This window comes from Neolewinella lacunae, assembly GCF_014349155.1.
Classification (GTDB): Bacteria; Bacteroidota; Bacteroidia; order Chitinophagales; family Saprospiraceae; genus Neolewinella; species Neolewinella lacunae.
In genome coordinates, this window is sequence record NZ_JACSIT010000078.1 from 40,851 (window position 1) to 52,981 (window position 12,131).

6 protein-coding genes are annotated in these 12,131 nt (G+C 58.1%); all 6 read right to left on the minus strand.

The genetic code is table 11. The features are described from left to right. Positions 1-16: 16 nt before the first annotated feature. The 6 genes from H9S92_RS06525 to H9S92_RS06550 all read right to left on the minus strand — a co-directional run bounded on the left by H9S92_RS06525 (position 17) and on the right by H9S92_RS06550 (position 11,951). Positions 17-1,648 (minus strand): ABC-F family ATP-binding cassette domain-containing protein, encoded by a 1,632-nt coding sequence (locus tag H9S92_RS06525; protein WP_187465907.1) that lies wholly within the window; start codon positions 1,646-1,648, stop codon positions 17-19. Between the two features lie 295 nt (positions 1,649-1,943). Beyond that, the gene (locus H9S92_RS06530) at positions 1,944-7,514 is read right to left on the minus strand and encodes an SdrD B-like domain-containing protein (protein WP_187465908.1); all 5,571 of its coding nucleotides are present in this window, start codon (positions 7,512-7,514) and stop codon (positions 1,944-1,946) included. A gap of 828 nt (positions 7,515-8,342) precedes the next feature. Continuing rightward, on the minus strand, positions 8,343-9,467 hold the full coding sequence (locus H9S92_RS06535) for a cytochrome-c peroxidase (RefSeq protein ID WP_187465909.1): 1,125 nt from the start codon (positions 9,465-9,467) through the stop codon (positions 8,343-8,345). A 9-nt stretch (positions 9,468-9,476) separates the two neighbouring features. Continuing rightward, the gene (locus tag H9S92_RS06540) at positions 9,477-10,544 is read right to left on the minus strand and encodes a cytochrome-c peroxidase (protein WP_187465935.1); all 1,068 of its coding nucleotides are present in this window, start codon (positions 10,542-10,544) and stop codon (positions 9,477-9,479) included. A 19-nt stretch (positions 10,545-10,563) separates the two neighbouring features. Further along, complete coding sequence (locus H9S92_RS06545) at positions 10,564-11,322, minus strand: MbnP family protein (RefSeq protein WP_187465910.1); 759 nt, start codon at positions 11,320-11,322, stop codon at positions 10,564-10,566. A gap of 170 nt (positions 11,323-11,492) precedes the next feature. Beyond that, the gene (locus H9S92_RS06550) at positions 11,493-11,951 is read right to left on the minus strand and encodes a DUF2141 domain-containing protein (RefSeq protein ID WP_187465911.1); all 459 of its coding nucleotides are present in this window, start codon (positions 11,949-11,951) and stop codon (positions 11,493-11,495) included. Positions 11,952-12,131: the final 180 nt, after the last annotated feature.

Below are 12,131 nucleotides of genomic sequence, written 5' to 3' on the forward strand. Positions count from 1 at the left end.
ATTTTATTGTACCGCTTTAAACCGCTGCTCCGTACAGGGCCAGTTTACGGGCCTCAATGTCTTTTGAGGTCAGGTAATCATCGTAGTTCAACAGGCTATCAATCATTCCTCCGGGCGCAATCTCGATGATGCGGTTGGTGGAGGTTTCCACGAGTTTGTGGTCGTGACTGCTCAGAATGAAGTTGCCTTTGAATTCTACCAAAGCGTTGTTCAGTGCGGTAATGGCCTCCAGATCCAGGTGGTTGGTGGGCTCATCCAGCAACAGAAAATTGGGGGAGTTGAGCATCATTTTACTCAACATACAACGCACTTTTTCGCCACCGGAAAGCACGCTGGAATCTTTGTGCACTTCCTCCCCGGTGAAGAGCATCCGCCCCAGGAAGCCCCGGATAAACTGCTCGTCTTTGTTGATGGAATACTGCCGCAGCCATTCCACCAGGTCAAGACCGTTGCTCTTTTGGAAGTACTCCGCGTTTTCGTTGGGCAGGTGCTGGGTAGTGATGGTTTGGCCCCACTCAATGGTGCCCGAGTCAGCGGGCAGCAAGCCGGCGAGGATTTCGTAAAATGCGGTCAGGGCCGTCGCTTCCTGGGCCAGCAGCGCAATCTTTTCCCCACCGTTGACGGTAAAGGAAATGTTGCTGAAGAGCAGAGTGCCATCGGGCGATTTTTTGCTCAGGTTGCTTACCTTCAGAATCTGGTCTCCGGGTTCCCGCTCGGGCTGGAAGGCAATGAAGGGGTACTTGCGGGAGCTGGGCTTGATCTCTTCGATGTTGAGCTTTTCCAGGGCTTTCTTGCGGCTGGTAGCCTGTTTGGACTTGGAGGCGTTGGCGGAAAAGCGCTGGATGAATTCCATCATCTCTGCCCGCTTTTGCTCCATTTTCTTGTTTTTGTTGGCCTGTTGGATGAGGGCCAACTGGCTGGACTCGTACCAGAAACTGTAGTTGCCGGTATAGATGTGGGCCTGCTGCCGGTCAATATCCACGATGTGGGTACAGACCATGTCCAGGAAGTAGCGGTCGTGGCTGACGATGATGATGGTATTGGGGAAGTCGGCCAAAAAGTCGGCTAACCAGTGAACGGTGGGCGCATCCAGGTCGTTGGTCGGCTCATCCAGCAGCAGAATATCGGGGTTACCGAAGAGGGCCTGGGCCAGCAAGACTTTCACCTTTTCCGGCCCGCTCAATTCAGCCATGGCCTTGTAGTGCAGGTCCTCCTGGATGCCCATGTTAGAGAGCAATTCGGCGGCGTCGGAGTCGGCCGTCCAGCCGCCCATTTCGCCGTACTGGTTTTCCAGGTCGGCGGCGCGCATACCGTCGGCATCCGTCGCATCGGGGTTGGAGTAGATGGCGTTCTTTTCCTGCTCGATGGCGTAGAGCCGCTCGTAGCCCATCTTCACCGTGTCCAGTACGGTATGCTCCTCAAAGCCAAAGTGGTTTTGGCTCAACACCGCCATCCGGTTGCCGGGCTCCAGGCTGACGCTGCCCCGGGTAGGGTCCAGATCGCCGGAAATGACTTTGAGGAAAGTGGATTTGCCGGCACCGTTGGCACCAATGATGCCGTAGCAATTTCCGTGGGTAAAGCGCAGATTGACCTCATTGAAGAGGATCCGCTTACCAAACTGTACCGTTAAATCATTTACCGTCAACATGCTGCGAGGGGGTTAAGAGCGCGCAAAATTAGGCATTTTTTCCCTAACCCGCTGCAGCCGGGGCGGCCAAAGCAGCAATAAGGCGCGGCCGCAGGTGCTCCCCCCCGCCCCCCCGATGGGGGGAGTCAGGACAAGGAGCGAGGGACGGGAAGCCGGGAGACGGACGCGATCATCCTCCCAGGCTTCCCTTGCTTCTTCCCCAACCTTGCACCTGCGACCGCGCCAAAAAAATGTCGCCCCGCCAGAAGAAAATCCGACGGGGCGACACCCTAAAAGGTCCTGCGCATCAGGCCGGTTACTCGAGAATAACCCGGTGCGTCTCCGTACGATCACCTACCGTGAGGCGGAGGAAGTACACGCCCGCCGCCTGGGCGGAGGTGTTGAGGTTGATCACGCCGGTACCCGGTGCGAGGAATTGCCGCGGGCCCACCGCATTGCCCCGCACGTCGTAAAGTTGGACGCTGGGGGCGAGCTCGGCGGTGGCTTCAGCGCTCATTTCGACGTGGAGGTTGTTGTTCGTGGCCGGGTTAGGGAACACCCGACCGAGCGCGGTGGTCGCGCCTCCCAATTGCAGTTCCACTACGTTGGAGAGCATATCGCCGTGCACATCGTCCAGCATCCGGACCCGGTAGAAGGTGCGGCCCGCCAGCGGACTTACGTCGTCGTAACGGAACATGGCCATATCTCCACTGGTCACAAAAGCTGGTGCCGTCACATCCGCAATGGCGCGGAAAGTCTGGCCATCGGTGGAGCGTTCGAGCGCGAAGGTGTAGTCCGTGCCATCCGCAGGGACCATCCATTCCACGCTTACTTCCCGCGCCTGGAGGTTGTTGACCGAGCCGGATGCCGTCAGGTTTCCGCCGCAGCGCGTAGGATTGTTGAGCACGGAGACGTGGAAGACCTGGGTACTCGTACAACCATTGGCCGTTACGCTCAGGGTGGCGGAGAACGAACCGAAAGTTGACCAGGTAGTGGTGACGATCGGGGAGTTGCTCGTTTGGACGGAAGAGTTGCCGGTAAAGGTCCAGCTGATCTGGGCGCCCGCTCCGGGGTTGGAAGCCTGGAAAGTCGCACTTTCGCCTACGCAAACGGAGCTGGGACCACTAACCTGGGCTACCGCATCGTCGCCTACCTCAATGGTCAGCACGTTGCCTTCAATGAAGGGGCAGTTATTGCGACGTACACAGCGCACGAAGTAGGTGGTTTGATAAATTGGTCCTGGCGCGTAATTGGGAGTGTTCGAGTTGGGAACGGTTTGCCAGTAGGCAATGTCCTGCCCGGCACTCACGGTATTGAACATCCACAGGTACTCAATTTCGCCGATGCCGCCGGAGGCTGGGACGATTTCCACCAACGGCTGGGGGACATTGCCCGGGCCGCAGAGTTCCTGGCTGGCGGCGATGGTGCCGGGGTTGGAAACATTCTGGATACAGGGGCTGACGAAACCAGCGTCGATGGTGAAGTTCATCTCATCTGGCCCAACGGTGTAGAAGGGCGTCATGAGCGTCGTCGGGTTCATGTCACTATCCAGGGCATCGTTGCCGGCGTTTGGAGTGGTTGGGGAAAAATCAGCCGGTTGCTCGAAGGTGATCTTGTAGGTGCCGGGAGGAACGGAGAACATGTACATGCCCGCACCGTCGGTGGTGGTCATATCCATATAGGTTCCATCCTGGCTGGTTACGGTTACCTTCACACCGGAGATACCTGGTTCGCCGGGGTCCTGGACGCCGTTGGTGTTGTTGTCTTGCCAGACGAAGTCACCCAGCTTGGCATTACAGTCGTCAAAGATGACAATTTGGGTTTCCAGGATGGGAATACACTCTTCTGGGTCGTCGGGGGTAAATTCGGCGGTGAGGATGTTCGTACCCAGCGGCAGGTCGGCGGGGTTAATCTCCGTTACTTCCATGCCGTTGACGGTAAACACCACGGTGCCCGGCAGGGGCTGGCCATTGAGCAAGCCGAAGCCATCCAGCACTACAGGTTCGTCGAAGCGGCATAGCTCTTCCGGTGGCGCTTCCACGTAGCGGACGATGGGGTAGAAACACTGGTTGGCGATGGTGAGCTCGTAAACGCCGTTGGTGATGACGGAGAAATAGTTGAAACTATCAACCAGGCGGAAGGAGATGCCGTAAACCGCCTTGGTGGAATCTCCTTCTACGAAGCGGAGGAAATCCAGCGTGGTACCAATGGGAACGGGAATCGGAGCAAGCGGCGGTTCGGGGCTATCGAGGGTAAACATATTGGCCCGTTCGATGATGGTCCAGGTTTGCCCGACGTTGGCCGTCACTTCGATGGCCTCGGAGAATTGCCCGTCGATATCGTTGGTATTGTTGTTCAGGCAGTTACAAGGGTCAGCGATGACTCCGCCGGGCTCGGCGAAGAAGCCGGCGTCTACCGTCATGTTGAATTCGCCGGGAGCCAGGGTGTAGTTCTGGGTCATGCCGCCCATCGCCGGGTCGCCGTCGCTGTCGGTGGCGTCATTGCCCGTGTTGGCCAGGGTTCGGATGCCACCCGGCGGTTCGGGGAAAAGCACGGAGTAGGTGCCGGGGTTAAGCCCCATGAAGGCATAAAAGCCGCTGCTGTCCGTCCGCGTGGAATCAATGATGATGCCCGCCGCATTTTTAAGGTAAACGGGGTAGTCGAAGATGCCCGGTTCATTGGGGTCTTGTTGGCCGTTCACGTTGAAGTCTTCCCAAACGAAATCGCCGAGGCCGGAGAGGGCGCGAAGCGTTGCGGAACAGGTTGTGGTACAGCCATTAGCATCGGTTACCGTGGCGGTGTACACCCCGGCGGCGAGGCCGGAGATGGTCTGGGTAGTCGCGCCATTGCTCCAGGCATAAGTGTACGGGATGGTGCCGCCGCTGGGGTCCACCCGCAGGCTGCCGTTGTTGCCTTCGGTGGCCTCCTGGAGGATAGTCACTGCACATTCCAACGCGGGCAGTTCGGTCAGGGTGATGCCAGAAGTCACGTCCTGGCAGCCATTGGCGTCAGTGACGGTCACGGAGTAACTACCCGCAGCGAGGCCGCTGACCATTGCGGTGGTCGCCCCGTTGCTCCAGAGATAAGTGTAGGGTGGCGTACCTCCGGTGACTAAAACGGTGATTGTTCCGGTGGGGGTGCCTCCACAGGTAATGGTGGGGGCAGTTACGGAAACGCCAATATCGGTGGGTTCCGTCACCGTGAAGGAGGCCACAGCATCACACGCGTTGCCGTCACTGACGGTAAGGGTGTAGTTGCCAGCCGCCAGTCCGGTCAGGTCCTGGGTCGTTGCGCCAGTACTCCACACGTAAGCGTAAGTTCCGGAACCACCGGCCACCGTAACGTCAATCGCACCGGTGTTGCCGCCGGCACAGCGCACGGGGGAGACGGTTCCGGTAATGGCAATACCCGGGTTGGAGGTCACGGTGAACGACTGGGTCAGAAGACAAGCATTGGCATCGGTAATGGTCACAGTGTAGGTACCGTCCGTAAGGCCCGTCACATCCTGGGTCGTTGCCCCGGTGCTCCAGAGGTAGGTGTAGGGAGAGGTACCGCCAGTGACGGTGAGGTCAATCGATCCGGTAGCATCACCGGGGCAGGCCACGGAGGTGACTTGCCCGGTAGCCGCAAGCGGGGTGGGTTCCTGAACACTGACGCTCAGAGAGGCCCGGCAGCCGTTGGCATCGGTTACGGCAACGGTGTAAACGCCCGTGGTCAGGCCCGTTAAATCTTCGCCGGTGGCGCCGTTGCTCCATAGGTATGTGTAAGGTGCGGTCCCTCCGGTGACGCTGAGGTTGATGCCTCCATCGCTGCCCCCTGCGCAATTTACGTTATCGGGGGTGGCGGTCAGGGCCAGGGCATTTGGCGATCGCACGACGAAACTGCGCGTAGCCTCACACTCATTGGCGTCGGTTACGGTTACGGTGTACGTTCCCGCCGCAAGGTTCATCAGGTCTTCAGTGGTAGCACCGTTGCTCCACGCGAATGATAGCGGAGCGGTTCCACCAGCTGCGGTGATGTCGATGCTGCCCGTATTGTCTCCGAAGCAACGTGTGCTGTCGGCAAGACCAACGAGGGACAGGGCGGGGGGTTGGGTGACAGTGTAGGTTGCCACCAGCTGGCAGCCCCGCGCGTCGGTAACGGTAACGGTGTAGCTGCCCGCTACCAGGCCCTGGATGTTGCGGGTGGTGGCACCGTTTGTCCAGGCGTAGGTGTAGGCAGGGGTGCCTCCGGTAACGGTCAGGCTAATGGCTCCGGTAGCATCTCCCGCACAGGCTACGTTGGTAATTTGCGGGGTGATGGCCAGGGGAGTCGGTTGGGTAACCACTACCGAGGTATTGGCCGTACAACCGTTGGCATCCGTAACGGTCACGCCGTAGGTTCCTGCCGTGAGGTTGCTCAGGTCTTGGGTCGTGGCGCCGTTGCTCCACAGGTAGGTATAGGCTGGGGTGCCGCCCGAAACGGAAACGTCAATGGAACCATTGTTTTCACCGGCGCAAACCACGTTGGTGGGCGTGGCGCTGATGATCAGGCGGGAAGGTGCCGTAACCTGCACGCTGCCGCTGGCCTTACAGCCGTCTGCTTCGGTAACCGTCACGGAGTAAGTACCAACGGTAAGACCAGTAATGGTGGCAGTGGTGGCACCATTGCTCCATACGTAGGTGTAAGGCTCCGTGCCGCCGCTGGCCGTGGCCGTCGCAGTGCCATCGTTGCCGCCAAAACAAGAGACGGGCGTACTGGACAGAGAAACGGAGACGTCGACCACTTCCACAGTGGCCGTTGCTGTCCCCGTACATCCATTAACATCGGTGGCGGTTACGGTGTAGGTGCCCGCTCCCACGTTGGTAATGGTAGGAGTGGTCGCCCCGGTACTCCACTGGTAAGTGTATTGATTGACGGGACCACTCACCGGTGCTGCGCTCAACGTGCCCCGGGTGTTCAATCCACAGAGCAGCTCGTCTCCGGTGATGGCTACCGCTACTTCGGGCGACTCCGTAACGAGGAAAGTACTGGTGCGGGTACAGCCATTGGCATCCGTCACGACGACGGAGTAAGTACCTGCGGGGAGTGGCCCAACGCCTTGGCCAGTAAATCCGCCGGGGCTCCACACGTAGGAATAAGGAGGCGTCCCTCCCATGGGGTTGATCCTCAGAAAAGCATCAGCCACGCCCGGGCAGACGCTGTTGTCCCCAAAAATATTACCGGTAATGGCTGGTGGCTCGCTGATGGATGTAGAGGCCGTGGCCGTACAGCCGCGCGCATCCGTCAGGGTAACCTGGTAGCCACCCGGAGCCAGTCCGGTAATGGTTTGGCCGGTTCGGCCATTGGACCAGGCGTAGGTGTAAGGGGCGGTGCCTCCTACTGGGGTAGCGGTGATGGAGCCGTTGTCGGCGTCAAAACAGGTAGCGTTTACGCCTACCAAGGTCACCGTCGGTGGGTCCTCTTCGAGCGTAGTACAAGCTACGAAACCACACTGGTTGGCGTCAACTACCGTAACGCAGTAGGCCCCGGCGGGTACCAGTACGGCGCGGGTATCTGCTCCGGTAGACCAGTTGTAGCGGTAGGGTACTACGCCTCCTTCGGGTTCGGCAGCAATCATGAAGGGCCCTTCACACTGGTTGGGAACCGAAATGGTGGCCGTCACCCGGGTGGGCTGGGTCAGGGTGATGCTGCCCGTACCCGTCATGCCGCCGGCATCGGTAACGGTAACGTTATAAGTACCTGCGTTAAGGTTGCGAATCGTTGCGGTGCTGCCGCCATTGCTCCATGCGTAGGTGTAAGGCGCAGTGCCATTGTCCACCTCGGCCGTGGCCGTGCCACTGGAAAGACCGAAGCAAGCGATGTTCTCTCCAGTAACCTCTACACTCAATTGAGCGAAGACAGCCATGGAAAGTAAGGAGAGAAAAACAGTAAGATAACCACGGGGATATCTGGTAGTGCGTAGAGATTTTGCCATAGTGGAATTATGATTAGAATAGCTGGATTGGGATAATGACACCCCAAAGACTGGGGAGTAAACTTAAATCGGTCTAACAGTAGTCCTGCAAGACCATACCGCGCAAGGGCCGCTACTGGCCACCACCTCGGTCAATTCGTTTTTTCGTCAATAACCTCTTAAAGCTCTTCTTTCGACGTCACTAAGACGCTCTACCACTGCAAGGTAACACATTTTACATCTTCCACACAAATCGAAAATTTACTCCTATGTTCACCTGCTTACCTAAAAAAGAAAGGGCCACATCTGGCTGCTTTAGCCTGATGTGACCCGTTCGACAAATCGTAATCTCATGAAAATATTGCGAAAGGTGGGGTTGAAGCCCCTATAATCTCTGCGTTTGTGGTCAAAACGAGGGGAGAAAACTTAGGTAGTAAGTTGGACTTTCTTGTATCCAGGCCAACTTACTACCTTAGGCGAATCTCTGTGTAATTTTCCAATGACCACCGCGTTCGGCGGTCGTTGCTTTCGTTTGACAGTACAATAATCGCACCTCATCACCCCAGGCACAAAGACATATTTGCCCAATTGTGAATCCGAAAACAAAGCAAAAACATTCAAAACCCCTGAATTACAGGCATTTGCAAAACGCAAAGTGAAAAAAAATTAGCCTTCCCCCCTGCCTTCGGCGGCCAAATAATTTGCATTTTTTTTCGATCTGCCCCCAATTTTTCTGCTTTCCGTGCGCGCAGGTTCTGAATGGTGCGAAATTTGGGACGCCTAAAAAGGGCTGGAAAAACGGGGATCAGTAGGCAAACTTTCGTCCGTCAAACTGCGCAGGAAGGCGAGCAGCGCCGTCTTCTGCCGCTCGCTCAGCGGAAAGCCGGTGATGTTGGGGTCCTCGTTCTCCACCCCGTGGCCTCCACTGGCGTAATGGTCCAGGACTTCTTCCAGGGTATTGAAGCGCCCGTCGTGCATGTACGGTGCCGTCAGGGCAATGTTGCGCAGGGTGGGGGTACGAAACTTCCCATTGTCGAAGCGGCTTCCGCTCACGGCACCGAAGCCGATGTCCTCAAAGTCTTCTAAGCTGCTCACGTTGTCCAGCCCGTTGTTCCGAAAGCGGTTGTCCCCAAAAGTCGGGGCGTTGTGACAATGACCACAGCCGGGGTGCAAGGCACCTACCGGCACGTCCTCAATAAAAAACAGGCTATCCGCCCCCAACTGCTCTTCTTCCGTAAAAAACTCGGTGTTGCGGTACACCACCCGGTCGAAATGGCTGTCGGCGGCAATGATCGTCATCTCAAACTGCGCAATGGCCTTCACGGCCAACTCCTGGGTGATCTCGCTCGTCCGGCCAATCCCAAAAGCGGCCCGGAAACGCTGGGGGTAATCCCGGCTGCGGCGGAGACGGATCAGTACGGCTTCCCAGTCCTCGTCCATTTCCAGCATGTCTTCCACGGGGTGCACGGCCTGTTCCCACAGTTTTCCATCGCGGCCATCCCAGTTGAATCCATTGGGGTTAAAGGCCATGTTGACAATTGACATGGCGCTACGCCGCCCGGTCCGTCCACTAACCCCTACCGCCTTGGGCAATCCATCGGTGAAGGCCAGTTCCTGCTTGTGGCAATCGGCACAGGAGAAAGCGCTGTCTCGCCCCATGATCCGGTCGTAGAAAAGCCGCCGCCCCAGTTCGATGCCTTCCACCGTCAATGGGTTGGTTTCGTCCACGATGGGCCGGGGCAGGTAGCTGGGAACCTCCAGGGTGTAGGCCGTAGGATTCGCCGGCCCGGTGATGGGTGCGTCGGTTTCTTCCTCCGGGCAATTTTCGCAAATAGGAGCATCCGGCTCACAACTGGCGGCCAGAAACAGGGTAAAAAGACCACAAAGCAGCAAAAAACGGGGCATAGCAGAGATTTAACGCAGCAGCATTATTGATTGGGTAACAAACGAGCTATCCGTAAGGGTTTGCAAAAAGGCTACCAAAGCTGTCGCCTGCACGCTGTCCAGCCCCAGTGGGAAAACGTTGGCACTTTTGTTTTCCGCGTATTCCCCTCCTCCGTTGTAATGAGCCACCACTTCTTCCAGCGTAGCCATGCGGCCGTCGTGCATGTAAGGAGCCGTCAGCGCTACGTTGCGCAATCCAGGTGCCCGAAAAAGCCCCAGTTCCGCCTTGCTACCCGTAATGCCTCCCCTCCCCGGGTCCCCAAAGTCTTCCAGGTGGGCGGCGGCATCCAGGCCATTATTGAAAAAACGTTGGTTCGTAAAGTGCGGCGGGGTGTGGCAGTGGGCGCACTCCCCCGTCGGCAGGCCCGCGTAGGGTCCCTCCGGGTCATCGGCAAAGTCGAAGAAAATGGCTTCCCCCAGCGCCTCGGCGGTGCTGAAGACCGCCTCCCCCCGCTGCACCCGGTCGTATTTACTATCGGAAGAAACCAAGGTGCGCTGAAACTGCGCCAAGGCTTTGCCGACGTGGCTGGCCTCCAATTGATCGGGGGAACCAAGTCCAAATGCGCTGCGAAAACGAGGCCAGTAATCGGGGTGGCGCCGCAATTTTCCGAGCACCGTGGCCCAGTCGCCGCCCATTTCGTGCGGCTCCGCAATGGGGTGGAGCGCCTGGGCTTCCAGGCCCACCGCCCGGCCATCCCAAAAAAGGTGCTGGTGCAGGTAGCCGACGTTGGCCAGGCCCGGCGTATTGCGCCGGCCCAGCCGGCCGCCAATACCGCGGCTCAGCGGAAGGCCGTCGCTGAAGGCCAGTTCCGGGCGGTGGCAGGTGCCGCAACTGATGGTGGAATCAGCAGAAAGCAATGGATCGAAAAAGAGGTCGCGGCCCAGGGCCACCCCCTCCAGGGTCGCAGGGTTATCGGCGGGCACCAACATATCCGCAAAGGCCTCCAGGTGCTCCCGTTTGGCCGTCAGCGCCACCTCTCCCCCGTCGCACGCAAGGGTGCCTAGCAGGAGGAATGCGCCGGCCAGTCCGCTGATCATTCTCCGCAGCGCTTGCAAGCTAGCGGGTTTCGAGACTGAATTGGTCCGCCAGACGATTCCAAAGGTCGGTCGCAATCGCTTGGTTGCCCCCGTGGATGCGTTGTTGGTCGGGGTTAGCAATGTCGAAACTATCCGTATCATCGGCCAGGGCCTTCAGAACGTCCGCCACGATGGTAAAATCAGGATCCTGGGTACCGTCGAGGGTGAAGGTCCGGTTAAACGTCACCGTTGTGTAGAGCGCGTCACTGCCCAGGTGGTAGGTCAGGGGGGTATCGAAGGTTCCGTCGTTTTCCAAGTCGGCGTTGGCCTCGATTTTGGCAAAGACGTAGCGCGTGCTGGGCCCCCAAAACTCGTTTTCGTTCAAGACAAAATCGGCCGCAAAGTTGCTGGGGTCCTGGGCGTTCAGGTCGGGGCTTACGCCTACCCCAAAACGCAGCCCTACGTAGTCACCGATGGGAGCCTGGAAGGTCCGCGTGGTCGTCGCCGCTTCGGTGGCCGACATCCAGCGGATCAGCTCAATGTCCGAAAGCTGGACGGGGTCGCCGCCGCCAGCGGGCAGCAACTCCAGGTCAGAAACGTAGTACTGGAAGAGTTGAATTTTCAGGTCCGCTCCCGTCGGATAAGCATAATCCGCACTTTGGATGGCCAGCGGAGTCCCCCCGAATTCCGCCCGGAAGGAGATGGGGAAGTCTACTTCCTGGGTGCTCAGGACGTCGTCATCGTCGCAGCCGAGGGCAAAGAGCAAAATAAAAAGGGGGAGGTAAAGCGCGTACTTCATAAGGCATTTAATTTGGGCGCGGAGCGCAGGTGCCGGGAACGGGACAAGAGGCAGTGGCCGTCAAGCTCGCCAGCAATTCTTGTATAAAAGTAACGCCGACCCGTAAACTAAAGATGCATAAACACCCGAGTAAGCTGGCTTCCCGACAAATTTTCCATGCCCCAGTTCCTCTACTGCCTTAGCCGCACCACCTGCCCCGCCGAGCCTGCTTCTACGCGAAAGGCCACCTCCTGAAATCGCGGCAAACGGAACAAACTGCGCAGCCGACCGGAAAAGCCCCAGGGTTCAGCGGGCAGGCCCAGCCAATTGGTGTCAAACTCTCCATTGTCGTTCACATCGTGGAAGAGGCCCAGAGCGTACTCTTTGCCCACCACCATTCCGCTGATGTCAATCATCGCACTCCCCGTCGTATTGACCCGCAGTGCCACCAGCCGGGCTTTCTCCCGGTCCAGGAAATCATCGGGAGATTCATATACCCCTACCCAGATCGTACCACGGGCCGACGTCACGTTATCGACTTTCACCCGGACGGTCCTGGTCATTGCAGCAGCCCCGGTCCACTCCGGCGGGAGGGCCTGGGCACTGCCAAACACCAAATAAACGAGGAGGAGAAGAAGGAGCCGTTGCATGATCAGGGAGGATTTAAGGATTACATAGAGAATACGTTCCGTGCGGGTACATCCCGCTCTACTTGGGGTGGTGCTTGTTATACGCTAAAACCAAGCGTTTAGGTTTGTGGCGCACGCTTTGAAAATGTCCGTTGCCGACTTTCCACTTGCGTGCGCTAAAATGCGATGGCCGCCAGCGGA